Raw genomic sequence first — 23,460 nt, 5'->3', positions numbered from 1 at the left:
AAATAGTTTGTTAGCGCCGATTCAATCAAGGCCGCCGCTACAGTTGTTACAGGCTGTCGGCGTTCAGATCACTCATCAATCTGATTGATGCCGATCCGGTTGCGCTCATCCATCATCGCCGCTTTGGCGCGGATTTTGGCTTCCAGCTCGTCGACCAGATTGTCGTTGTCAAAACGGGTCTTTTGACGCACGCCATCCTCGTAAAAACCGCTCTTGTTGCTGCCACCGGTGACGCCCAAATCGGACACCAGCGCTTCACCCGGGCCATTGACCACGCAACCGATGATAGATACATCCATTGGTGTGATCAGGTCTTCTAGGCGCTGCTCCAGCGCATTCACAGTGCTGATCACATCAAACTCTTGGCGTGAGCACGTCGGGCAAGCGATGAAGTTGATGCCACGCGAGCGAATACGCAGCGCTTTGAGGATATCAAAGCCCACTTTGATCTCTTCAACCGGATCAGCGGCCAGAGAAACGCGCAGCGTGTCACCGATACCTTCGGCCAGCAACATGCCCAGACCGATCGCCGATTTGACCGAGCCGCTACGTGCGCCGCCGGCTTCGGTGATCCCCAGATGCAAAGGCTGTTCGATCTGTTGCGCCAGCAGGCGATACGCTTGCACCGCCAAGAACACATCCGAAGCTTTAACACTGACTTTGAAATCAGGGAAGTTCAGACGGTCGAGGATTTCGACATGGCGCAGTGCAGATTCCACCAACGCTTGCGGCGTCGGCTCACCGTATTTTTCTTGGATATCCTTCTCCAGCGAGCCGGCGTTCACGCCGATCCGAATCGGGATATTGTTATCGCGCGCGCAATCCACAACGGCGCGAATGCGATCTTCACGGCCAATATTGCCCGGGTTGATGCGCAAACAGTCAACCCCGTACTCAGCCACTTTCAGCGCGATGCGGTAATCGAAGTGGATATCGGCCACCAGCGGTACCGTCACCTGCTGCTTGATCAGTTTAAAGGCTTCCGCCGCATCCATGGTCGGTACCGAAACCCGTACGATATCCGCCCCGACTCGCTCCAGCGCGCGGATCTGCGCCACTGTCGCATCCACATCGGTGGTACGGGTGTTGGTCATCGACTGCACGGAGATCGGTGCATTACCACCAACCGGTACATTACCCACGAAAATCTGGCGTGATTTACGCCGTTGAATTGGCGATTCCTTATGCATAACTTACTATCACTCTGTCAGGGGCAGCGTAAAGCGGGCCACCCGGCCGCTGGCGGCGTAGCGGCTCAGGTCAACCGGTTTCCCTTCGAAACTCAGGTTAACGGCGCCCGGCGCCCCAATGGTCAGACGGTAAGGCGGCGTACCGGACAAGCTCAGTTTCGCCCCTTGTTTTTGCAACCCGCTCGTCAGTTTCTGGCCAGTTGCATCTTTAATTTCTAACCAGCAATCACCGGTAAACTCCAGATTCAACGCACCCGCGGTTGCCACTTCCGCCGCCGCTTCCTCGGCTGGCGTTGTCACTGGGGCAACCGGATTACCATCGGCATTGAGCGCCACTGGCTGACCGTTGATCTCAGCAACGGCTGGCTGCGCCGCGTTGGCGGCAAGCGGTGCGGTGGCGCCTTGCGCTGTAGCTGGCGTCACCGCGCTAGCTACGCCAGCGGTAGCCGCCAGAGGTGCGCCATTGGCATCGGTCGCTGGCGCGGTCGCCGTGCCACTTACGCTATTAGCGTTAGTGGTGGCATCTTCCGGCACCGGCACGGCCGGCGTTTCGCTAATGGTTTGTGATTGTTCAGCAGGCGGCAGGGTGCTGGTCATTTTCTCCAGCTCGGCTTGCTGCGCCTGATGATTTTGCCACCACCACAGACCGGTCAAACTGATGACCACAAACAGCAACACCCAAGTGAACAGCATCAGCCGATTATCATGGCTGCGGCGCTCTTTTTTACTAGAGAAGCTTTGCATGTTGAGTTGTGGTGCAGGTTCTGCCGGCAGCACAGCGTTGATGGCCGCGACCATCTCCTGCTCTGGCAGGTTCACCAGTCGGGCATAGGAGCGGACATAACCACGGATAAAGGTCGGTGCCAGCTCAGAGGTCAGGGTATCCTCCTCTAACGCCCGCACGACAGAATTTTTTAAACACAAACGTTCGGCAACCTGAGCCTGTGAGTAGCCAAGTTGTTCACGTGCCTGACGCAGACGCTGTCCCGGCGTCATCGGACTTTCTGTATGTTGGGCTTCAGTATTCATTGGCTAAAAACTGCTGATAGCGTTGAGATTGAGGATATTCGCGCGCCAGTTGCTGACCGTATTGGTTCAGCGCACTGTACTGATTATTGATTTTCGCCAGACGGATATGCATCCACAGGCTGTCAGCACTGGGTGGTAACACGCGATCATAAGTGGCAAGCATAAACTGCGCCTGCGCACGATTACCTGATTTTAGTTCATTGTCAGCCAGTAACATGAGACGAGATCCCTTTGCCGGTTCATGTTTAAGCGCCCGGATCAGGTAGCCTTCAGCCTCTTGGGTTTTACCGGCTCGCATGGCACACAGCCCCATATTTTCGAGGCTATCTGCTGTCCGATAATAGTCCGGAATCGTTAATGCGGCCTTGAATTGTGTCTCAGCCTGCGCATATTTGCCTTGTGAGCACAAAAATGCACCGTAGTTATTCAGAATGTCACCGTTTTTCGGTGCTAAGCGCATGGCTTTGGTGTAATCGGTTTCGGCCTTGCTAAATTCGCCGACCCGCTGGTGATAATACGCCATAGCCATGTGAACGCGATAATCATCGGGCGCAAAGGCCTGCGCCCGTTCAAGATTTTGGCGTGCCAGTACCATTTCGCCCTGTTGCAGATAGCCCAGCCCCAGATTGATGCGTGCTTGCGCGGCATCTTCGGAGTTAATGGCTGCCCGCTCGGGAACACTACTGACACATCCCGACAGCAACACAGAAATGAACGCTGCTTGTAATACTGGTTTTAGCCTCATGCTTTCCTATCGCTACCCTGCTGTTATAACAAACAGAAATAAATCTCTGACAATTAGACCGTTTTAACGCTGATAGGTTCCCCGAGAGCCTGTTTCTTCAACACGCGCTTAGTCCGGTCGACCACTTCACCGGCCAACTGACCACAGGCGGCATCGATATCGTCACCACGGGTTTTACGCACAATCACGGTAATGCCGTATTCCATCAATGTTTTGGAGAAACGGTCAATCCGGCTGTTTGAGCTGCGGCCATACGGCGCGCCCGGGAACGGGTTCCATGGGATCAGGTTAACTTTGCACGGGGTATCTTTCAGGCACTCGGCCAACTGATGCGCGTGCTCGATGCCATCGTTGATGTGATCCAGCATCACATACTCTACCGTGACGCGGCCCTGATTGGCATTGGATTTCTCCAGATAACGACGCACAGAAGCCAAGAATGACTCGATATTGTACTTGCGGTTAATCGGTACAATTTCGTCACGGATAGCATCGGTCGGCGCGTGCAAGGAGATCGCCAGTGCCACATCAATCATGTCACCCAGCTTATCCAGTGCCGGAACCACCCCAGATGTAGACAGGGTAACACGGCGTTTCGACAGGCCAAATCCGAAATCATCTAACATGATCTCCATCGCAGGAATCACGTTACTGACGTTCAGCAATGGCTCGCCCATCCCCATCATCACGACGTTGGTGATAGGACGCTGACCGCTGTTCGTCGCCACCGGACCGATGGTTTTCGCGGCGCGCCATACCTGACCGATAATTTCGGAAACTCGCAGGTTACGGTTAAAACCTTGCTGCGCGGTGGAGCAGAACGTACATTCCAGCGCACAACCAACCTGAGAAGAGACGCACAAGGTCGCGCGGTCATCTTCTGGGATATACACGGTTTCTACGCGCTGGTCGCCCACCGCCAGTGCCCATTTGATCGTACCGTCACTGGAGCGCTGCTCTGCAACAATCTCCGGCGCTCGGATTTCGGCGACTTCCTTGAGTTTACCGCGCAACACCTTGTTGATATTGGTCATGGCGTCGAAATCATCGCAGCCAAAGTGGTAAATCCATTTCATGACCTGATCGGCGCGGAAAGGCTTTTCGCCCAAATCGGCAAAAAACGCGCGCATCGCTTCACGGTTCAGATCAAGAAGGTTAATTTTGGTGTTGGACATGCTTGCCTCGTTATTACACGTTATGGCGTGAAAGGAAATAAGTCGCCCCTTAATACACTGGCGCAATATGCAAACTGTGCAGACAAGGGCGCGGCATTGTACAAACTTTAAGATAGGCTTTCCACTCACAGACGGCAAAGAGCAGAAACAATCTGGAAACAGAAAAGGGAGCCGTAGCTCCCTTAGGAAATAGGTTCACCTAGGCGGCGCACATTGGCACGCAGCAAAGGCGATTAGGCGCGTGGAAAAACTTCCGCTGGCGTGAAGAAATAAGCAATTTCACGCTCGGCAGACGCAGGGGCGTCAGAGCCATGCACGGCGTTACGGCTCATGCTTTCGGCATAGTTCGCGCGCAGTGTTCCGGCTTGCGCCTGCGCAGGATTGGTTGAGCCCATGATCTCACGGTGACGGCGGATAGCGTCTTCCCCTTCCAGCACTTGCACCATGATAGGGCCTGAAGTCATAAAGGAGACCAGATCATCATAAAATGGTTTGCCCTGATGCTCCGCGTAAAAACCGGCCGCTTGCTCAGAGCTCAGATGCAGCATTTTGGCGGCCACAATGCGTAAACCGGCCGCTTCAAAGCGAGAATAGATGGCACCAATCAGATTTTTGGCAACCGCATCCGGTTTGATGATCGAGAATGTACGTTCGAGAGCCATGATATGTCCTATCGTTGTTATTTTAGGGCTGTTTTACGTTTTGTTGGCGACATGCACCGCCAGTGTTGGGTTCCGTCCTACGGGGTAAGCAATGCGCATATTGCCCCCGTCAAACACGCACATTATATAAACATTTCGTTAACCAAAACAACATAACAAAATGCCTGCGTGCGGTGTTATTGATGTGATTACGCCCCCAATGAGGGGTCATGTCACACGTTTACTTAACCGTATCGTCTGAAGCGAACGCTCGCCGGCCATAATCCGTGGCACCCACGTTTCACTCCACGATTACCGGTCTGTTCATCGCGAAGATGAACAGACCGGGGATTCACGTCTTCGTTGTAGACGTCGCGAATAGGTGAGTCACGAAAACAATCAGGTGCGCGTTAACAGCAAGCGTGCGATGGTCGCCACGCCTTGACCTGTGGCACCCGCAGCCCACAGGCTGTTGCTGCTATCAGCAAAGCTGGCGGCCAAATCGATATGCAACCATCCCTTGCCATTTTCTGGGGCAAAGCGCGACAAAAAGCCGGCCGCGTTGGACGCACCACCGGCGCCGCCCCCTTTCACCGCCCGACTGTTGGCGGTATCGGCATAGGCAGATGGGCACATCTCTTGATGCCAAGGCTCCAGTGGCAATGGCCACACCGGTTCACTGACCTCAGCCGCCACAGCTTGCGCCTGTTGCAGCAAGTCATGATCCAGCGCGAACAGGGCGTTGTAGTTATCCCCCAGCGCGGTCACCGCCGCACCGGTTAAGGTCGCCGCATCAATGATCAGTGGCGCGCCAGTAGCCGTGGCATCAATCAAACCATCAGCCAGCACCAGACGCCCTTCCGCATCGGTATTGACCACCTCGACGCTCACCCCATTGCGATAATGCAGAATATCACCCAGTTTATAGGCGTTACCGGCAATCAGGTTTTCCGCACAGCACAAGAACAACTTCACGTGACGGTTAAGACCTTGCATCAACGCCAAGCCCAACGCGGCAGTAACAGTCGCCGCGCCGCCCATGTCGCATTTCATGTGCAGCATGCCTTCGCTGGACTTGATGCTGTAGCCGCCGGAGTCAAAGGTGATCCCCTTACCCACCAGACAAGCGGCAACCGGGCCTGCGCCCGCATTAACATCGATTTCCAAAAATACCGGCGTATTGCTGCTGCCACGCCCGACACTGTGCACACCAACATAACCTTGGGCGAGCAGATCGCCATCATCTATCCAGCGGGTATTGATAAACTGCTCGGTACAGCTGCGAATAAAGGTTTCCGCTCTTTGCGCCAGAACTGACGGCGTCATATCTTGCGGCGCCGCATTGGTCACCTCACGCAGCCAACTGACCGCTTTCATGCGCTGCTGCAAACGGGTTTGCACCGCCTGATCGCCTTGATGCCAAGTGATCTGCTGGCCGCCTTTGGCGGTGGTAAAACCATTGGCAAAGGCCCACTGCGCCGCTTCGCTCCACTGCTCACCGCACAGCTCAACGGCATTGATACCCATTGACTGTAACGCACGCGCGGCTTTTTGAATTCGGCGCAGCGAGTACTGCGGATCCACATGCAACCAGACCTGATTGTCATGCAAAGATACCGGCGCCTGCGCCGACCAAGGCGCTTCAGGCGTCTTGGTGGTTAAATAGACTGCGATCGTCATGATCACCTCCAAGGTGTTCGATTATCTGAATGTTTGCACCGAAACGCACAACAGCCCCGCCTCATCGAGTACCGCGCAAGCGCGCGGACTCGGATGACCGCGGTGAACCGTTAATGCGTGCGCCATTACGCGTGCGCAGCGTCTGCCGCACGCTTGAGCAGCAAGTTCGCAAGAGAGCGAACACCAATGCCGGTCGCCCCAACAGACCACAGATCGCTGGCGCCTTTGCGGTAAGTGGCCGAGCAGTCGATGTGCAGCCAGTTACGACGATAATCACACACAAAGTAAGACAGGAACGCGGCAGCTGTGCTGGCGCCCGCGGTATATGGCGAGGTCGCGATATTGCACAGGTCAGCAAAGTTCGATGGCAACTGCTGGCGGTGCAGTTCGGCCAACGGCAAACGCCAGAACGCCTCTTGCTCTTCTTGCGCCGCCGTCAGCATCTGCGCGCTCAGCGCTTCATCGAAGCTGAACAGCGCGTGGTAATCGTTGCCCAGCGCGGTTTTCGCCGCGCCCGTCAGGGTTGCGCAGTCGATAATCAAACCGGCATTTTGCTGATCGGCATCCAGCAGACCATCGGCCAATACCAGACGGCCTTCGGCATCAGTATTGAGGATCTCAACGGTTTTGCCGTTACGGTAACGAATGATATCACCCAGCTTATAGGCATTGCCGCTGACCATGTTCTCGGCGCAGCACAGATACAGTTTCACCCGCTGGTTCAAACCACGGGCAATCGCCAGCCCCAGCGCACCGGTGACCAAGGCCGCACCGCCCATGTCAGATTTCATGGAGTCCATGGTGCCGCTCGGCTTGATGCTGTAACCACCGGAGTCAAAAGTGATGCCTTTGCCCACCAAACACGCCAATACTGGGGCATCGGCCTGACCACTAGGGTTGAAATCCAGCTGTAACATCGCAGGCACGCGATCGGAGCCGCGGCCCACGGTATAAATGCCGTTGTATTGCTGCTCACGCAGCTCAGAGCCGGTGATCACTTTAAAGCTCACCTTATCGCCCGCCAGCTCTTTGATAAATGCGGCAGCGCGTACCGACAATTGTTGCGGGCCTAACTCTTCAGCCGACAAGTTAATGGTATCGCGCACCCAGTCACCGCAGCGAATACGGGCATTCAGCTCACGTTGCTGCTCATCGGGCAAGGTCGGCAGCTCGGCGAAACGCTCACCTTTACTGGCGCGAAAACCTTGATGGAATGCCCAGCAGGATTCCAGATCCCAGCCATCACCGGCCAGACGCACGCGGCGGATCCCTTGGCCATCTAATTTACGCGCCGCTTTTTGTACACACTCGGCACTGTTGCCTTGCAGGTGAATACACACACCCAAATCGCTCATGCTCAGTAGCGCTTTATCCCCCCAGCGGCTATCGGCCGGCTCGGTTGATAGAAAAACGGACATCAGTTCAGACATAAACCACTCCTTGTGATCTCTTGTTCGTGTGAGTGTTTTTAAAAGGATAACCGCACATTGTTAACATATCTTAGGCGCAATGCGGCAGTTTTTTGCGGGTGATTTTGCAACGGGGGATGTAAAGGGACGTGACAGGCGATCAGAATAAAAAAACGGCCGCCGAAATACGGCAGCCGTTCAGTGATTACAGCGCCGGAACCCTTAGGCCCCGGTCTTAATCTGCTTCATCCATCCAACACAGGATGATCGCTTCGAGAATTTTTTCGTTCGAACGATCCGGTTGATCATCAAACTCATCCAACTCACAGATCCAGCGATGCAGATCGGTAAAACGAACGGTTTTCGGATCGGTATCCGGAAACTGCTCCAGCAGCGCCAGAGCAATGTCATGACTGTCTTGCCAGCGTAAGCCCATCTTCTCCATCCTCCCTGTAACCGGCAGTCTTCGACTACCGGACGGTATTAATGATGTTCGCGTGCGTGGTTGACGGTGTAGCGTGGGATCTCCACCACCAAATCTTCATCGCTAACACGCGCCTGACAGCTCAGACGACTTTCCGGCTCCAGCCCCCAGGCTTTATCCAGCATGTCATCTTCCAGCTCATCGCTCTCATTGAGCGAGTCAAAACCTTCGCGCACGATGCAGTGACACGTGGTGCAAGCACAGGACTTTTCACACGCGTGCTCAATTTCGATGCCGTTACGCAGTGCCGCATCCAAAATGGTTTCGCCTTCGGCGGCGTCGACCACCATGCCATCCGGACACAGGCTCTGATGCGGTAAAAAGACAATTTTAGGCATAATTACATCTCATCCACAGAGTGGCCGGTCAGTGCCCGGCGGATTGATTCATCCATACGACGTGCTGCAAACTCTTGGGTTGCAGCATCCACGGCTTTAATGGCCGCTTCAATATCGGCAGCGCGATCGCCTTGACGGGCGGTGCGCAGGGCGCCCAGCGCCTGCTCGATCGTGGCTAGCTCAGCGGCGCTCAGCAGCGCCGCGTCTTTTTCCAACGCCACGCTCAAGCTCTCAGCTACCCGATCGGCTTCCACTTGCTGTTCAGCCAGCATACGCGCTTGCATATCCTGCTCGGCATTGGCCATTGAGTCGCGCAGCATGCCGACAATTTCATCGTCGGTCAGGCCGTAAGACGGTTTAACCTGAATCGAGGATTGCACACCGGTGGACTTCTCCATCGCGGTGACGCTCAGCAAACCATCGGCATCCACCTGATAGGTCACGCGAATGTGCGCGCCACCGGCTGGCATGGCCGGAATGCCACGCAGGGTAAAGCGCGCCAGTGAGCGGCAATCATCCACCAGCTCACGCTCGCCTTGCACCACGTGCACCATCATGGCGCTTTGACCATCTTTGAAGGTGGTAAATTCTTGCGCGCGCGCCACAGGGATGGTGGTGTTACGCGGAATAATTTTCTCGACCAATCCGCCCATGGTTTCGATCCCCAGCGACAGTGGGATCACATCCAGCAGCAGCATTTCGGCATCTGGCTTGTTACCGGCCAAAATATCGGCCTGAATACCGGCGCCAATCGCTACCACTTTGTCAGGATCAATCGAGGTCAGTGGCTGACGATGAAAGAACTCGCCCACCATCTCGCGGACCAGTGGGGTACGAGTCGAGCCGCCCACCATCACCACTTCCAGCACCTCTTCGGCGCTGATACCGGCATCTTTCAATGCGCGGCGACAAGCCAGTAAGGTTTTCTTCACCAGCGGACGGATCAAGCTAGCAAACTGCTCACGGCTCACGTGGCCCTGCCAGTTAGCAATTTGTACACTGACGCTCTCGGCATCGCTCAAGGCAATTTTGGCGCGGATAGCTTCGTCCAGCAGTTGACGTTGCAACTGCGAGTCCGGCGTGCTGATCCCCGCTTGTTCGGCCAGCCAGTCGGCCAGCAGATGGTCAAAGTCGTCGCCACCGAGCGCGGAATCACCGCCGGTCGCCAGCACTTCAAACACGCCACGTGACAAACGCAACACCGAGATATCGAAGGTACCGCCGCCTAAGTCATAAACCGCGATCACCCCTTCTTGGCCGGAATCTAGGCCATAGGCAATCGCCGCAGCAGTCGGTTCATTGAGTAGACGCAAGACATGCAGACCGGCTAAACGCGCAGCATCTTTGGTGCCTTGGCGCTGCGCATCATCAAAGTAAGCCGGCACAGTGATCACCACGCCACTTAACGGGCCACCCAGTGTGGCTTCGGCGCGCGCACTCAGCGCTTTTAAGATCTCAGCCGATACCTGCACCGGATTGACCTCGCCCTGTACAGTGCGGATCTGCGGCAGGCCATTGGCTGAAGCCTCAAACTGATAAGGTAAGCTTGGATAACGCGCTTGGATATCGGCCAGCGAACGCCCCATCAGGCGTTTTACCGAAATGATGGTGTTAGCTGGATCACGTGCGGCATTGGCACGCGCATCCCAACCCACGGACAGGCTTTGTTCGCCCGCACCGTAGTGAACTACCGAAGGCAGCAAATGACGCCCTTCGGCATCTGGCAGCGTTTGTGCTTGCCCGCTGCGTACCGAGGCCACCAGTGAGTTGGTGGTCCCCAAATCAATTCCCGCCGCCAGACGATGCTGATGCGGTGCAGCCATCTGGCCGGGTTCAGCAATTTGTAATAACGCCATTGTCTTTTCCGTTATTACCCCAGCAAGTTGTCTTCCAGTCGCTCAACTTCCTGCCGGAGTTTGGCTAGAAACTTCAGTTTGCGTACCGTGTCAGCCGCGACATACCACTGCTGTTGTGCCAGTGCATCGCTCAGTTGCTGCATACGTTGGGCATGCATGTGTGCCACTCGCTGTTCAAAGGCTGACAGCGCGTCTTCGGCCGCATCCCCTTGCTCGGCAATCTCTTCCAGCTCTTCACGCAGCATCATTTGCTGCATCAAGAACTCGGTGTCGTGCATGGTGTGCTGCTCGCCAGCCAGCTCCAGCCCTTGTTGCGCCAGCAAATATTCGGCGCGTCGCAACGGATCTTTCAGCGTTTGGTAGCCGTCATTGATACGCGCGGCTTGCTGGACTGCCAGCAGACGATCACGCTCGGACGCCGTGGCAAAATTATCCGGATGACACTGTTTTTGCAGTTCACGGTACCGGACGGTTAAAAGGCTGCCGTCAACCTGAAAGTCAACGGGCAGCCCGAATAAGTCAAAATAGTTCATCGGTCACAACCTGATGTCAGTGACCGGTCAGACGTTGAAACTTTCGCCGCAACCGCACTCACCGGTAACATTCGGATTGTTGAACTTGAAGCCTTCGTTCAGGCCTTCACGGACGAAGTCCAGTTCAGTTCCGTCCAGAAATTGCAGGCTCTTGGTATCGACAATCACCTTAACGCCGTTGTTATCAAACACTACGTCATCGTCGTTCAGTACATCAACAAACTCCAGTACATAAGCCATACCGGAACAACCGGAGGTTTTTACCCCCAGACGCAGTCCGATACCTTTGCCGCGGTTTTGTAAAAACGTGCGGACACGGCTTTCTGCACTTTCAGTCATGGTGATTGCCATTTGCTCTACAACCTCTTTGTATCGTTCTTCGTATTATTCTGCGACGTCGTGCTTGCTCTTATAATCGGCAATTGCGGCTTTAATCGCATCTTCCGCCAGAATCGAGCAGTGAATCTTCACCGGTGGCAGCGCCAGTTCTTCGGCGATATCGGTGTTTTTGATGGCCGCTGCTTCATCCAGAGACTTACCTTTCACCCATTCGGTGACCAGTGAGCTGGATGCAATGGCAGAGCCACAACCGTAAGTTTTAAAGCGAGCATCTTCGATGATGCCGGCGTCGTTAACCTTGATCTGCAGCTTCATCACGTCGCCACAGGCAGGCGCCCCGACCATACCGCTACCGACGTTGGCGTCATTCTTATCAAACGCACCAACGTTACGCGGGTTTTCATAGTGGTCGATAACTTTATCACTGTATGCCATAGCCTAACTCCTCATAAACCGAAATTAATGATGCGCCCACTCAACGGTATTCAGATCGATACCTTCTTTGTACATGTCCCACAGCGGAGATAACTCACGCAGGCGGGTTACCGCAGAGCGGCAGAGCTCAATGGCGTAATCGACCTCTTCTTCCGTGGTATAACGACCAATGGAGAAGCGGATAGAACTGTGTGCCAGCTCATCGTTCAGACCCAGCGCACGCAATACATAAGACGGCTCTAAACTGGCGGAAGTACAGGCAGAACCGGAGGATACCGCCAAGTCTTTCAGCGCCATGATCAGGGATTCCCCTTCCACGAAAGCAAAGCTGACGTTCAGGTTACCGGCCATACGCTGTTCCAGATCGCCGTTCACGTACACCGCTTCCATGTCTTTCAGACCATTCCACAAACGGTCACGCAGGGTGCGGATGCGGGCCATCTCTTCGGCCATCTCTTCTTTAGCAATGCGGTACGCTTCGCCCATCCCCACAATTTGGTGGACCGGCAAAGTACCAGAACGCATGCCGCGTTCATGGCCACCACCGTGCATTTGCGCTTCCAGACGTACCCGTGGCTTACGGCGAACATACAGCGCGCCGATACCTTTCGGGCCGTACACTTTGTGGGCGGAGAAAGACATCAAATCCACTTTCAGCTCAGCCAGATCGATAGGCAGCTTGCCCACGCTCTGAGTGGCATCGACATGGAACAGGATGCCACGGCTACGGCACATTTCACCGATAGTGGCGATATCCTGAATCACACCGATTTCGTTGTTCACATGCATGATGGAAACCAAAATGGTATCCGGGCGCATGGCCGCTTCCAGCTTCGCCAGATCCACCAGACCGTTGGATTCTGGATCCAAATACGTCACTTCGAAGCCTTCACGCTCCATCTGGCGGCAGGTATCCAGCACTGCTTTGTGCTCGGTGGTACAGGTAATGATGTGCTTACCCTTTTTACCGTAGAAGTTCGCCACCCCTTTGATAGCCAGGTTATCCGCTTCGGTTGCCCCAGAGGTAAACACGATTTCACGCGGATCAGCATTCACCAGCTCAGCAATCTGGTTACGGGCGATATCCACCGCCTCTTCTGCCTGCCAACCAAAACGGTGGGAGCGAGATGCTGGGTTACCAAAGGTGCCGTCCATGGTCATGAACTGCATCATTTTTTCCGCAACACGCGGATCCATCGGGCAGGTGGCCGAATAATCAAGATAAATAGGCAATTTCATTTCATTGCTCCGTCACATTACGTCAGAGGTCAGGATCCCAATCACACACCCAGATTGATGCTATGTGCATCACGGTGCGAGGCAGCGGCTACGGTTACCGGACGGTGTGCGTGTTCCTGACGATCAGCAACTTGCAACACTTCCTGATTGGCCATTAATTCGGCTAACGTAATGTTATTTAAAAATCCACTGATCCTATCGCTAAGATCACGCCATAACGCATGGGTCAGGCAGCGGGCACCGCCCTGACAGTCACCTTTCCCTAAACACTTGGTGGCATCTACCGATTCATCCACGGCGGAGATCACCATACCAACCGCAATTTGGTCAGACGGTTTACCCAGCAGATAACCACCACCCGGACCACGCACGCTGTTAACCAGCCCTTGTTTGCGCAGTCTGGCAAAAAGCTGCTCCAGATATGACAGCGATATCCCTTGTCGTTCAGAGATATCCGCCAGTGATACCGGTCCTTGCTCGGAATGCAGTGCCACGTCCAACATAGCGGTCACTGCGTAACGTCCTTTTGATGTCAGTCTCATGGCACTTCATCCTTTATATTCAGATGTTGGCAGTGTGCCATTTCCTACTATTTTGGTCAAGTATTATCCTGACTGTTTTAGTCGGATTTATGTGACTTATCACTGAGCGCTTTCTGGATCCCGCTCAGCATACCGCGCAGGATATTGAGCTCCGCCGCTTCAGGGCGCGCACGGGTATACATCCGGCGTAATTTGCTCATCACCAAACCAGGGTTAGCTTTGCGGATGAAGTGCACGTCTGTCAGCACTTGCTCCAGATGTTGATAGAAGCGGTTCAAATCTTCCATCAGCGGGTATTCGGTAACTTGACCCGAGTAATCAGGTGCTGCTACACGCTGCTGCTCCAGCCAGTTCATGCGGATCTCATACGACAGCAGCTGTACCGCCATCGCCAGATTGAGCGAGCTGTACTCCGGATTGGCCGGAATGGTGACGTGGAAGTGGCACTGTTGCAGCTCTTCGTTAGTCAGCCCGACACGTTCGCGGCCAAATACCAAGGCAACCGGATGCTGCGCACACTCAGTTGCAATACGCTGACCACATTCACGCGGCTCAATCAGTGGCCACTGCAGACTGCGCGAGCGAGCACTGGTACCGATCACCAGCGCACAGCCGGCAATCGCTTCATCCAGCGAGCTGACGATTTTGGCTTGGCCAATGACGTCACTGGCACCCGCAGCCAAGGCGATCGCCTGGGAGTCGGGCTCAACTTTCGGATTAACCAGATACAAGTTGGTTAAGCCCATGGTTTTCATTGCTCGCGCGGTAGAACCCATATTGCCGGTATGGGAGGTTTCTACCAAAACAATCCGCACATTTTCTAACATGAATCGCTCTGATCGGGTTACCGCCGCCGGCCGAAACCAGCGGTCTGAAAAGGGGCATTATATTAACATATTTAAAACTGCTTGCGCAGGGATTCGGCATACAGAAACTGTGCGGTTCGGCACGTTTGCTTTCCTCGTGCTACAGATCGTCGGTCACTTATTACAGGCTGTAGCGCTTAGCCGGCGCGGGATAGCGCCGCGAGTTTATAACAAGCACGCGGATCTTCGCTTTAGCGTGGAATGCCGGAGCAGCGCCAAAATGGCTGAATAGGCAATAGCCTTACTTTTTACATGGATTTATCATCTCGCCGGTTTTCGCCTATATCCTTTGCAGTTTGCCACGCGAGTAGCACGTCAAAGGGGCGCAGCTATACCAGCCAATAAACAGATCCACAAAACCGACTGGATAAAAAACAACCGTTCCCTTTTGCTTACGCCTTTGCTATACTCCGCCACCGTTTTCCCGTTCTTTAACAACATCCACCGGAAGAGACCTATGCATCCGATGCTGAACATTGCCGTGCGTGCTGCGCGCAAGGCTGGTAACGTTATTGCCAAAGCTTACGAACAACCAGAATCTGTTGAGGCAACCCAGAAGGGTGCGAATGACTTTGTCACCAACGTCGACAAAGCAGCTGAAAAAGTCATCATTGATACCATCAAGAAATCCTATCCAAAGCACACCATTTATGGTGAAGAGTGCGGCGAGCAACTTGGTGAAGATCAAGACGTTCAATGGGTTATCGATCCGCTGGATGGCACCACCAACTTCATCAAACGTATTCCTCATTTCTCTGTTTCCATTGCAGTGCGCATCAAAGGCCGTACTGAAGTGGCAGTGGTTTATGACCCAATCCGCAACGAACTGTTTACCGCCACTCGCGGTAGCGGCGCTCAGCTGAACGGCTACCGTCTGCGTGCAGGCGATGCCAAAGACTTAACTGGCACCGTACTGGCCACAGGCTTCCCATTCAAAGCTAAGCAACACACCAATGCCTACATGGATATCATGAAAGCGCTGTTCGCACAGTGCGCTGATATGCGTCGTACCGGCTCTGCAGCGCTGGATCTGGCTTACGTTGCTGCTGGCCGTGTAGACGGTTTCTTCGAAATCGGTCTGAAGCCATGGGACACCGCAGCCGGTGAGCTGATGGTACGTGAAGCCGGTGGTCTGGTTTGTGACTTCGTTGGTGGCCACAACCACCTGCTGACCGGTAACACCGTGGCCGGTAATCCACGTGTTGTTCGCGCGATGCTGTCTTGCATGCGTGACGAGCTGAGCGAAGCGCTGAAGCGCTAATCGCCAGTACGGTTTACCCGTACTTAGCGTCTAACATACGCGAACATAACGACAAAAGGCCGCTCTCATGAGCGGCTTTTTTTGTTGCTGCCCATCGAATCGGCTACCCAGACATAAGCTACGCAGGACATGCAGCTATCCACTCGTATCCCCCACCGCTTTACAGCTGGAGCCACAGATTCAGGCATAAAAAAAGCCGCATCCAAGGATGCGGCTTTTTCAATACGAGGTGTTAACTCAGCGCATGCGCTCCATATCGGCACCTTCTTTTTCCACTACTGGCTGCAGCATGTGTTCGCGTTTGACGCCCAGTTTCAGGGCCAGCGCGGACGCTACGTAGATAGAAGAGTAAGTACCAATCAGGATCCCGATCAGCATTACGGTCGCAAAACCGTGGATCAGCGCACCACCGAACACGAACAGTGACAGAACAACCACCAGCGTAGTGGCGGAGGTCATCAAGGTCCGGCTCAGGGTTTGCGTCAGGGAGAGGTTCAGGATATCGCGTGGCGTACCACGACGCACCTTACGGAAGTTCTCCCGGATCCGGTCAAATACCACGATGGTATCGTTCAGTGAGTAACCCACCACCGACAGCAGCGATGCCACGATAGTCAGGTCCAGCTCAATGTGGAACAGCGACAGCACGCCCAGAGTCAGCAACACGTCGTGTGCCAGTGACAATACCGCACCCGCCGCCAGACGCCACTCAAAGCGGATCCCAACGTAAATCAGGATGCTGAGCAGGGAAACCAAAATGGCCATACCACCGGCTTGCGCCAGCTCGCTACCCACGTTTGGACCCACGAACTCGATACGGTGTACCTGCGCCTGCGCATCTACCCCTTGCTGGATAGCAGTCAGTACGCGGCGACCCAGCTCTTCACCTTTGATGTCATCTTTCGGTGGCATACGCACCATAACATCACGGGAAGTACCGAAGTTCTGCACAATGGCGTTGTCGAAACCGGCTTTTTGCAGTTCATCGCGCACTTGACCCAAATCGGCCGACTTGGAGAAAGTCACTTCAATCAGCGTACCGCCGGTGAAGTCCAACCCCCAGTTAAAGCCGTTTTTGACGATGATGCCAATTGAGGCAATCATCAGGATCAAAGAGAACACGAACGCCGCCGGGCCAAGACGCATGAAATCAAGCACCTTCGGCTGGCTATCCGGGTTATTACGTTTTTCAGTGACCACGTCTGTACTCCTTAGATAGACAGCTTAGTAATGCGCTTGCCGCCGTACAGGAAGTTCACGATCGCACGGGTACCGATGATCGCCGTGAACATTGAGGTCGCAATACCAATACTCAAGGTGATGGCAAAGCCTTTCACTGGACCCGTACCGACTGCGTACAGGATCAGCGCGGTGATCAGGGTGGTCACGTTGGCATCGGCAATACTGGAGAACGCATTGCTGTAACCTTCGTTAATCGCCTGCTGCACCGAGCGGCCATTACGCATCTCTTCGCGGATCCGCTCAAAGATCAGTACGTTGGCGTCTACCGCCATCCCCACGGTCAACACAATACCGGCAATCCCCGGCATGGTCAGCGTCGCCCCCGGCAGCATAGACATGATACCGACAATCAGCACCAAGTTAGCCAGCAGCGCACTGATCGCAATCAGACCAAACTTGCGATAGTAAATACCCATGAAGATCACCACCGCCGCCAGACCCCACATACAGGCATCCAGACCTTGCTGAATGTTCTGCGCACCCAAAGATGGGCCGATGGTACGTTCTTCAACGATCTGGATTGGCGCAATCAAGGCACCTGCACGCAGCAGCAGCGACAGGTTATGCGCTTCGGCTTGGCTATCAATACCGGTGATACGGAAGCTACGGCCCAAACGGGACTGAATGGTCGCCATGTTGATGACTTCATCATGCTTGACCAAAATCACTTTGCCGTTAGCGTCACGCTTGCCGCTGTCTTTGTATTCACTGAACAAGGTCGCCATCGGTTTACCGATGTTGTCCTTGGTGAAGTTGGCCATCTTAGTGCCGCCTTCGCTGTCCAGAGAAATGTTCACCTGCGGACGGTTGTACTCGTCAGAGCTGGAGCTGGAATCGGTGATATGGTCACCGGTCAGTACCACTTTCTTGTACAACAGAACTGGGCGACCATCACGCATGTACTGCAGCTCGGAGTCACCAGGCACACGGCCACTGACTGCCGCTTGCAGATCGGCTTGGTTGTTCACCAAACGGAATTCCAGCGTCGCGGTAGCACCCAAGATCTCTTTGGCGCGCGCCGTATCTTGAATACCTGGCAGCTCCACCACAATCCGGCTCGCGCCTTGACGCTGCACAATTGGCTCGGCAACACCCAGCTCGTTCACACGGTTACGCAAAATAGTGATGTTTTGCTGTACCGCGTATTCACGGGCTTCTTTCAGGCGCGCTTCGCTCAGCTGCGCGATAAAGGCGGTATCACCCATCGCGGTGAAGGTCAGATCACGGTGCAGCGGTTGCAGGTAGTCCAGTGCCGCAGTCAGCTCTTCAGGGGAGCGGAAGCGCACTTCAACAGCGCCCACGGCAGTACCGGAGTCCAGTTTACGCACGGAAGAATAGCGGATGCGTTTTTCACGCAGTTCAGAACGGAAGCTGTCTGCAGTTTGCTCCTGCAGTTTGCCCATGGCGGCATCCATATCCACTTCCATCAGGAAGTGCACACCACCACGCAGGTCCAGACCCAGTTTCATCGGGTTAGCACCGATATCTTCCAACCAACGCGGGGTGGAAGGTGCCAGGTTCAGGGCTACAGTGAATTTGTCTCCCAGCGCGTCCGCCACCAGATCACGGGCAGCCAGCTGTTCATCGGTATCTTTGAAGCGTACCAGAACGGTGCCGTTTTCCAGAGCAATGGCTTTAACCGGAAGTTTTTTCTCCGCCAGCAGGTCTTTAACCTTGTCCAGCGTTTGCATGTCGGTTGACGCGCCACGAACACCCGAAATTTGGATTGCCGGGTCTTCGCCATAAATATTTGGAAGTGCGTATAACGCACCGATGGTGACCACGAAGGCCACCATCAGATACTTCCACAAAGGATAACGGTTTAACACGACGGTCCCCTTAGGGAAGTATGGAAATTACAGGGACTTCATCGTGCCTTTTGGCAGTACCGCAGTCACGAAGTCTTTCTTGATGGTTACTTCGGTGGTGTCATTCAGAGCGATCACCAGATAACCGGATTCTGCGCTGGTTTTAGTCACACGACCGATCAGGCCACCGTTAGTCAGCACTTCATCACCTTTGCTGATGGATTCCATCAGGTTGCGGTGTTCTTTGGTGCGTTTTGCCTGTGGGCGGTAAATCATGAAATAGAAAATCAGGCCAAAAATTACCAGCATAAAAATCAGCTGCAGGCTGCTTCCTTGTGCCGGGGCACCGGCGGCCGCATAAGCGTCAGAAATGAACAGACTCATCGGTGAATATTCCTCTATTTATTTGTGGTTCAAAGGTGGAACAGGTTTTCCGATACGCGTATAAAACTCAGTCACAAACGTATCGAAATTACCGTTTTCAATTGCCTGACGGATGCCGGCCATTAAGCGCTGGTAATAACGCAAATTGTGAATGGTATTCAAACGAGCACCGAGAATTTCGTTGCAACGGTCCAGATGATACAAGTAGGCGCGTGTATAATTGCGACATGTGTAGCAATCACACTCTGCGTCTAATGGCGACAAGTCATCACGATACTTGGCATTACGGATTTTTACCACGCCATCCGTAACAAACAAGTGACCGTTACGCGCATTTCGGGTCGGCATCACACAGTCGAACATATCGATACCGCGGCGAACCCCTTCTACCAGATCTTCAGGCTTACCCACACCCATCAGATAGCGTGGTTTGTCTTGCGGCAGCTGAGGACAAGTATGCTCCAGAATGCGGTGCATATCCTCTTTTGGCTCGCCCACCGCCAGACCACCTACGGCATAGCCGTCAAAGCCGATTTCAGTCAGGCCTTTCACGGAGATGTCGCGCAGATCTTCATACACGCTACCCTGCACAATACCAAACAGCGCATTTTTGTTGCCCAGTTGGTCAAAGTGCTTACGGCAACGATCGGCCCAACGCAAAGACATCTCCATCGAGCGCTTGGCGTAATCCCAATCCGCCGGGTATGGCGTACATTCGTCAAAAATCATGACGATGTCGGAACCCAGATCATACTGGATTTCCATTGATTTTTCAGGGCTTAGGAATATCTTGTCACCATTTACTGGATTGCGAAAATGCACGCCTTCCTCGGTGATCTTGCGAATATCACCCAAACTGAATACTTGGAAACCACCCGAGTCAGTCAGGATTGGGCCTGGCCACTTCATGAAGTCATGCAGGTCGCCATGCTTACGCATAATGTCCTGACCTGGACGCAGCCACAGGTGGAAGGTGTTACCCAGCAAAATTTGGGCACCGGTTTCCTGCACTTCTTCAGGGGTCATCCCCTTCACTGTGCCGTAAGTTCCCACCGGCATGAAAGCCGGGGTTTCCACGGTTCCGCGTTCAAAAACCAAGCGGCCACGACGGGCATTACCTTGGGTGGTGATTAATTCGTATTTCATTTTTTCTCCCCGCATCAGAGAAACAGTCTGATAACGTCCGGTGACAATGACCACAGGATTGTGGAAAGGTTCATATTATCCGGCCAGACGTCGCGCCCGCTGACGGTATGCAGTAGCGCCCACGTCGGCCTTATTGCTCAATTATGCCTGACGCGTGATAAACATCGCATCACCATAACTGAAAAAGCGATATTGGTTCGCCACAGCTTCTTGATAAGCATGCATGACATGCTCATAACCAGCAAAGGCAGACACCAACATAATCAAGGTAGATTCTGGCAGGTGGAAGTTGGTGATCAGTGCATCCACCACTTTGAATTGATAACCAGGATAGATAAAGATATCGGTATCACGATGGAACGGCGCAATGATGGCGCTCTCGCCGGCGGCGCGTGCCGCACTTTCCAGTGAACGCACCGAGGTAGTGCCGACAGCAATTACGCGGTTACCACGCGCTTTACAAGCCAGTACAGCATCCACCACCTCTTGTGGCACTTCGGCGTACTCAGAGTGCATGTGGTGCTCTTCAATGGTATCAACGCGCACCGGTTGGAAGGTACCCGCGCCGACATGCAAAGTGACAAAAGCAAACTCCACGCCTTTGGCGTGCAGTTTTTCCAGCAACTGCTCATCGAAGTGCAGACCGGCGGTCGGTGCAGCCACCGCACCGGGCTTTTTGTTGTATACGGTTTGATAGCGCTCTTTATCGCTGTCCTCATCCGGACGGTCGATATACGGCGGCAGCGGCATGTGGCCGATCGCATCTAAAATAGCAAAGACATTGCGCTCGTCATCAAAACCGATTTCAAACAGCGCATCGTGACGCGCCAGCATAGTAGCGCGCACACTTTCATCTTCGCCCAGCAACAGCTCAGTACCCGGCTTCGGTGCTTTCGACGCGCGCACATGCGCCAGAATACGTTTGTCATCCAGTACGCGTTCAACCAACACTTCCAGCTTACCGCCAGAGACTTTACGGCCAAACATACGCGCCGGAATTACCCGAGTATTGTTGAAGACCACCAGATCGCCAGGCTGAATTTTGTCGACCACATCGGCAAAGGTGCCGTGGGTTAACGCGCCACTATTGCCGTCTAATGACAACAGGCGGCTAGAAGTACGCTCAGGTTGCGGATAGCGCGCAATCAGCGTTTCAGGCAGGGAAAAGGAAAAATCAGCAACTCGCATAACCAACACCGGGCAGAGATAAACAGGCGGCTAGTCTAGAGCCGCCTGCCGGTGTCTTCAAGTTGTTATGCGTGCTTTCTTCGCCGTAAAACATAAATCAGCGGCAAAAACAGGGCGATCCACAGCGGGAAACTGCCACCACCTTCACCGGGGCCACACTCGATCCCGCCACCAATCTGGCAATTATCGGTGGTCGGCGGCGTAACGGTACCACCGCCGCTACCGCCACTGGGTGCATACACCTCGGTAATGCTGCCATCTTGAATTCCGCTGATCCAACTCAAATACGAGGTGATGCGGGTATACACCGAGGGGACGTTAGTGCCGCAATTTTGCGTACCGAAACTGACAATCCCGACCTGTACACTGGAGCCTGTTTCACTGATAAGTGGGCCGCCACTGTCACCAAAACAGCTATCCACATATTGCCCTGAACCCGCACTGACCTCATCCCCTTTCGCACAAAACGCGCTATCGGGTAATCCCGGCCATGCCGTCTGGCAGACTTGCGCATCGATAGGATTTAACAGTGCCGTTTGCAAAACGGTACTGCCTTGGGTCGCGCTATTCGACGTTTTGCCCCAGCCGAGAATGCGCAAACCTTGTGGTGTAACCAACGCATGCTGAGATTGCGCTTCATTGGCTAACGCCAATGTGCCACCGGTATAGCTGACCGATAACCGGATCAGCGCAATGTCATTCAGCTGGCTATCAGGATTGTAGTCACGGTGCACATACACTTGCGCTGCAGGATGCTCATCGGCAGGTGTAAAACGGTCTTTATCCACCTGACCGGCAAATACACTGACATCGCTGGCTCCGGCCAGCCACGTTTTATCCGCCACACAGTGGGCAGCGGTCAGTACCCAACCAGAATTGATAAACGAGGCACCACACAGCAATTGGCTGGTTTGATCCGCAGTGGTTTTACGCACCTGCAGCAACCCCATCCACGGGTAGGTATGTACTGAAGCGACATCTTGCCCGCCAATCACCCGTACGCTCGGCGCTTCTGGAGTAACTGTTTGTGCGAACGTCTGCGCTGGCGTCATGCCTAACATCAGCATAGCCAACATGCTGATGCACCCGTTGTTGATTGCCCGTGTATGTTGACACCCCATCCTTCGTCCCTGCCTGTACTTATCCTGCACTCTGCGATACGGTTAAAAAACACTCACCGCGAGTTTATGCAATCTTTCTCGGCTTGGGCGAGATTGTTAAAGGATATTTGATTCACTTCGCAGGCATTTTTCCTGTGTTGCGTTACGGTTGCGGTATGCGCAGTTAAATCCGGAGGAGGGCTATCATGCTGCTTATCGGCGATATCATGACATCTAATCCGTACACTTTGCGGGCTGATAACAGTCTCACCGATGCCCGCGTGCTGATGGCTCAGCACAGGATCCGGCACATCCCAATCGTGGATGACGAGATGCAATTAATCGGGCTGATCACCCAGCGCGACATTCTGGCGGCGCAGACATCTTGCCTACTGTCGTTAAGCGAGAATCGGCGCATTGAGCAGGAGAATGAGATCCAGCTTGGCGAGCTGATGCGAACCCGAGTGCTGACTATCGATCTGCATGCCGGTATTCGCGCCGCAGCGCAGATCCTGTTTAAACACCGGATCGGCTGTCTGCCGGTTACCGAACAAAGCAAACTGGTGGGGATCATTACCGATTCCGATTTCGTGGCGGTGGCGATTCATCTGCTGGAGCTGGAAGAGGAAACCGATCCGCCAGAGCAAGATGAGTTGGATGACGACAGCCTCAATGGCTTATCCGTTGATCTTACTCCACAGGTGCGTACCAATAACGGCGACGAGTAAGTCCGGCGTTGCAGGATTATCGACGCCTCAATTCAAACGACTGTTCCAGCGAAAGCACACAAAGAAAATACACAAAAAAGGAGAAGCCTATGCTTCTCCTTT

At 54.1% G+C, this 23,460-nt stretch carries 24 protein-coding genes; 2 read left to right on the top strand and 22 right to left on the bottom strand.

Annotated features, from left to right (window positions below; genetic code table 11):
* Window positions 1-68: 68 nt before the first annotated feature.
* The 16 genes from ispG to trmJ form a co-directional block, all read right to left on the bottom strand.
* Entirely contained in the window at window positions 69-1,190 is a 1,122-nt protein-coding gene (gene ispG, locus NCTC9997_RS02835; protein WP_010862423.1) for a flavodoxin-dependent (E)-4-hydroxy-3-methylbut-2-enyl-diphosphate synthase, read from the bottom strand.
* Between the two features lie 9 nt (window positions 1,191-1,199).
* The gene (rodZ, locus tag NCTC9997_RS02830; RefSeq protein ID WP_064977242.1) at window positions 1,200-2,219 is read right to left on the bottom strand and encodes a cytoskeleton protein RodZ; all 1,020 of its coding nucleotides are present in this window, start codon (window positions 2,217-2,219) and stop codon (window positions 1,200-1,202) included.
* Window positions 2,209-2,964 (bottom strand): type IV pilus biogenesis/stability protein PilW, encoded by a 756-nt coding sequence (gene pilW / locus NCTC9997_RS02825; protein ID WP_039046710.1) that lies wholly within the window; start codon window positions 2,962-2,964, stop codon window positions 2,209-2,211. Before pilW ends, rodZ begins: the two co-directional genes overlap by 11 nt.
* A gap of 53 nt (window positions 2,965-3,017) precedes the next feature.
* Window positions 3,018-4,139, bottom strand: coding sequence for a dual-specificity RNA methyltransferase RlmN (rlmN, locus tag NCTC9997_RS02820; protein ID WP_010862427.1), 1,122 nt, complete (start codon window positions 4,137-4,139; stop codon window positions 3,018-3,020).
* 233 nt (window positions 4,140-4,372) lie between these two features.
* The gene (gene ndk, locus NCTC9997_RS02815; RefSeq protein ID WP_064977241.1) at window positions 4,373-4,801 is read right to left on the bottom strand and encodes a nucleoside-diphosphate kinase; all 429 of its coding nucleotides are present in this window, start codon (window positions 4,799-4,801) and stop codon (window positions 4,373-4,375) included.
* Between the two features lie 378 nt (window positions 4,802-5,179).
* Window positions 5,180-6,460: an aminopeptidase PepB gene (gene pepB, locus NCTC9997_RS02810; RefSeq protein ID WP_064977240.1), complete on the bottom strand. Its 1,281-nt coding sequence runs from the start codon at window positions 6,458-6,460 to the stop codon at window positions 5,180-5,182.
* A 125-nt stretch (window positions 6,461-6,585) separates the two neighbouring features.
* On the bottom strand, window positions 6,586-7,890 hold the full coding sequence (pepB, locus tag NCTC9997_RS02805; protein WP_230405849.1) for an aminopeptidase PepB: 1,305 nt from the start codon (window positions 7,888-7,890) through the stop codon (window positions 6,586-6,588).
* 214 nt (window positions 7,891-8,104) lie between these two features.
* The gene (iscX, locus tag NCTC9997_RS02800) at window positions 8,105-8,305 is read right to left on the bottom strand and encodes a Fe-S cluster assembly protein IscX (RefSeq protein WP_064977239.1); all 201 of its coding nucleotides are present in this window, start codon (window positions 8,303-8,305) and stop codon (window positions 8,105-8,107) included.
* A 47-nt stretch (window positions 8,306-8,352) separates the two neighbouring features.
* Window positions 8,353-8,691, bottom strand: coding sequence for an ISC system 2Fe-2S type ferredoxin (gene fdx, locus NCTC9997_RS02795; protein WP_039046707.1), 339 nt, complete (start codon window positions 8,689-8,691; stop codon window positions 8,353-8,355).
* A gap of 2 nt (window positions 8,692-8,693) precedes the next feature.
* On the bottom strand, window positions 8,694-10,547 hold the full coding sequence (gene hscA / locus NCTC9997_RS02790; RefSeq protein WP_064977238.1) for a Fe-S protein assembly chaperone HscA: 1,854 nt from the start codon (window positions 10,545-10,547) through the stop codon (window positions 8,694-8,696).
* A 14-nt stretch (window positions 10,548-10,561) separates the two neighbouring features.
* The gene (hscB, locus tag NCTC9997_RS02785) at window positions 10,562-11,080 is read right to left on the bottom strand and encodes a co-chaperone HscB (RefSeq protein WP_064977237.1); all 519 of its coding nucleotides are present in this window, start codon (window positions 11,078-11,080) and stop codon (window positions 10,562-10,564) included.
* Between the two features lie 27 nt (window positions 11,081-11,107).
* Window positions 11,108-11,431, bottom strand: a complete 324-nt coding sequence (gene iscA / locus NCTC9997_RS02780; RefSeq protein WP_010862435.1) for an iron-sulfur cluster assembly protein IscA — start codon at window positions 11,429-11,431, stop codon at window positions 11,108-11,110.
* 33 nt (window positions 11,432-11,464) lie between these two features.
* Window positions 11,465-11,854, bottom strand: a complete 390-nt coding sequence (gene iscU / locus NCTC9997_RS02775) for a Fe-S cluster assembly scaffold IscU (RefSeq protein ID WP_064977236.1) — start codon at window positions 11,852-11,854, stop codon at window positions 11,465-11,467.
* Window positions 11,855-11,878: 24 nt separating this feature from the next.
* Complete coding sequence (locus tag NCTC9997_RS02770; RefSeq protein ID WP_010862437.1) at window positions 11,879-13,093, bottom strand: IscS subfamily cysteine desulfurase; 1,215 nt, start codon at window positions 13,091-13,093, stop codon at window positions 11,879-11,881.
* 41 nt (window positions 13,094-13,134) lie between these two features.
* Entirely contained in the window at window positions 13,135-13,635 is a 501-nt protein-coding gene (iscR, locus tag NCTC9997_RS02765) for a Fe-S cluster assembly transcriptional regulator IscR (protein WP_010862438.1), read from the bottom strand.
* 77 nt (window positions 13,636-13,712) lie between these two features.
* Window positions 13,713-14,462, bottom strand: coding sequence for a tRNA (cytosine(32)/uridine(32)-2'-O)-methyltransferase TrmJ (trmJ, locus tag NCTC9997_RS02760; protein WP_064977235.1), 750 nt, complete (start codon window positions 14,460-14,462; stop codon window positions 13,713-13,715).
* A gap of 496 nt (window positions 14,463-14,958) precedes the next feature.
* Between trmJ and suhB the strand changes: the two genes are divergently transcribed.
* A complete protein-coding gene (gene suhB / locus NCTC9997_RS02755; RefSeq protein WP_010862440.1) occupies window positions 14,959-15,762 on the top strand; it encodes an inositol-1-monophosphatase in 804 nt (267 codons plus the stop codon).
* A gap of 237 nt (window positions 15,763-15,999) precedes the next feature.
* Here suhB and secF read toward each other — a convergent pair whose 3' ends face one another.
* The 6 genes from secF to NCTC9997_RS02725 form a co-directional block, all read right to left on the bottom strand.
* The gene (secF, locus tag NCTC9997_RS02750; protein WP_052021520.1) at window positions 16,000-16,908 is read right to left on the bottom strand and encodes a protein translocase subunit SecF; all 909 of its coding nucleotides are present in this window, start codon (window positions 16,906-16,908) and stop codon (window positions 16,000-16,002) included.
* Between the two features lie 65 nt (window positions 16,909-16,973).
* Window positions 16,974-18,833, bottom strand: a complete 1,860-nt coding sequence (gene secD, locus NCTC9997_RS02745; protein WP_010862442.1) for a protein translocase subunit SecD — start codon at window positions 18,831-18,833, stop codon at window positions 16,974-16,976.
* A gap of 27 nt (window positions 18,834-18,860) precedes the next feature.
* Window positions 18,861-19,196, bottom strand: coding sequence for a preprotein translocase subunit YajC (gene yajC, locus NCTC9997_RS02740; protein ID WP_010862443.1), 336 nt, complete (start codon window positions 19,194-19,196; stop codon window positions 18,861-18,863).
* A gap of 18 nt (window positions 19,197-19,214) precedes the next feature.
* Window positions 19,215-20,342 carry a tRNA guanosine(34) transglycosylase Tgt gene (tgt, locus tag NCTC9997_RS02735; protein ID WP_064977234.1) on the bottom strand — a complete coding sequence of 376 codons (1,128 nt, stop codon included), beginning with the start codon at window positions 20,340-20,342 and terminating at the stop codon, window positions 19,215-19,217.
* Window positions 20,343-20,483: 141 nt separating this feature from the next.
* Window positions 20,484-21,530, bottom strand: a complete 1,047-nt coding sequence (queA, locus tag NCTC9997_RS02730) for a tRNA preQ1(34) S-adenosylmethionine ribosyltransferase-isomerase QueA (protein ID WP_064977233.1) — start codon at window positions 21,528-21,530, stop codon at window positions 20,484-20,486.
* 65 nt (window positions 21,531-21,595) lie between these two features.
* Complete coding sequence (locus NCTC9997_RS02725; protein ID WP_167550116.1) at window positions 21,596-22,606, bottom strand: trypsin-like serine protease; 1,011 nt, start codon at window positions 22,604-22,606, stop codon at window positions 21,596-21,598.
* A 230-nt stretch (window positions 22,607-22,836) separates the two neighbouring features.
* On the opposite strand from NCTC9997_RS02725, the gene NCTC9997_RS02720 reads away from it, so the two are divergent.
* On the top strand, window positions 22,837-23,358 hold the full coding sequence (locus NCTC9997_RS02720) for a CBS domain-containing protein (RefSeq protein WP_064977231.1): 522 nt from the start codon (window positions 22,837-22,839) through the stop codon (window positions 23,356-23,358).
* The last annotated feature ends 102 nt before the right edge of the window (window positions 23,359-23,460 follow it).

Origin of the sequence: Plesiomonas shigelloides, assembly GCF_900087055.1 — a bacterium.
GTDB lineage: Bacteria > Pseudomonadota > Gammaproteobacteria > Enterobacterales > CAMTGL01 > Plesiomonas > Plesiomonas shigelloides.
This window is presented reverse-complemented; position numbering and strand designations above follow the sequence as displayed.

Coding starts and splice junctions, on each gene's coding strand:
- rodZ (WP_064977242.1), bottom strand. CDS start 2,219: ATGAATACTGAAGCCCAACATACAGAAAGTCCGATGACGCCGGGACAG.
- iscR (WP_010862438.1), bottom strand. CDS start 13,635: ATGAGACTGACATCAAAAGGACGTTACGCAGTGACCGCTATGTTGGAC.
- yajC (WP_010862443.1), bottom strand. CDS start 19,196: ATGAGTCTGTTCATTTCTGACGCTTATGCGGCCGCCGGTGCCCCGGCA.
- iscX (WP_064977239.1), bottom strand. CDS start 8,305: ATGGGCTTACGCTGGCAAGACAGTCATGACATTGCTCTGGCGCTGCTG.
- rlmN (WP_010862427.1), bottom strand. CDS start 4,139: ATGTCCAACACCAAAATTAACCTTCTTGATCTGAACCGTGAAGCGATG.
- NCTC9997_RS02720 (WP_064977231.1), top strand. CDS start 22,837: ATGCTGCTTATCGGCGATATCATGACATCTAATCCGTACACTTTGCGG.
- tgt (WP_064977234.1), bottom strand. CDS start 20,342: ATGAAATACGAATTAATCACCACCCAAGGTAATGCCCGTCGTGGCCGC.
- queA (WP_064977233.1), bottom strand. CDS start 21,530: ATGCGAGTTGCTGATTTTTCCTTTTCCCTGCCTGAAACGCTGATTGCG.
- secF (WP_052021520.1), bottom strand. CDS start 16,908: ATGCGTCTTGGCCCGGCGGCGTTCGTGTTCTCTTTGATCCTGATGATT.
- ispG (WP_010862423.1), bottom strand. CDS start 1,190: ATGCATAAGGAATCGCCAATTCAACGGCGTAAATCACGCCAGATTTTC.
- fdx (WP_039046707.1), bottom strand. CDS start 8,691: ATGCCTAAAATTGTCTTTTTACCGCATCAGAGCCTGTGTCCGGATGGC.
- ndk (WP_064977241.1), bottom strand. CDS start 4,801: ATGGCTCTCGAACGTACATTCTCGATCATCAAACCGGATGCGGTTGCC.
- pepB (WP_064977240.1), bottom strand. CDS start 6,460: ATGACGATCGCAGTCTATTTAACCACCAAGACGCCTGAAGCGCCTTGG.
- hscB (WP_064977237.1), bottom strand. CDS start 11,080: ATGAACTATTTTGACTTATTCGGGCTGCCCGTTGACTTTCAGGTTGAC.
- iscU (WP_064977236.1), bottom strand. CDS start 11,854: ATGGCATACAGTGATAAAGTTATCGACCACTATGAAAACCCGCGTAAC.
- suhB (WP_010862440.1), top strand. CDS start 14,959: ATGCATCCGATGCTGAACATTGCCGTGCGTGCTGCGCGCAAGGCTGGT.
- NCTC9997_RS02770 (WP_010862437.1), bottom strand. CDS start 13,093: ATGAAATTGCCTATTTATCTTGATTATTCGGCCACCTGCCCGATGGAT.
- hscA (WP_064977238.1), bottom strand. CDS start 10,547: ATGGCGTTATTACAAATTGCTGAACCCGGCCAGATGGCTGCACCGCAT.
- pepB (WP_230405849.1), bottom strand. CDS start 7,890: ATGTCTGAACTGATGTCCGTTTTTCTATCAACCGAGCCGGCCGATAGC.
- NCTC9997_RS02725 (WP_167550116.1), bottom strand. CDS start 22,606: ATGTTGGCTATGCTGATGTTAGGCATGACGCCAGCGCAGACGTTCGCA.
- pilW (WP_039046710.1), bottom strand. CDS start 2,964: ATGAGGCTAAAACCAGTATTACAAGCAGCGTTCATTTCTGTGTTGCTG.
- iscA (WP_010862435.1), bottom strand. CDS start 11,431: ATGGCAATCACCATGACTGAAAGTGCAGAAAGCCGTGTCCGCACGTTT.
- trmJ (WP_064977235.1), bottom strand. CDS start 14,462: ATGTTAGAAAATGTGCGGATTGTTTTGGTAGAAACCTCCCATACCGGC.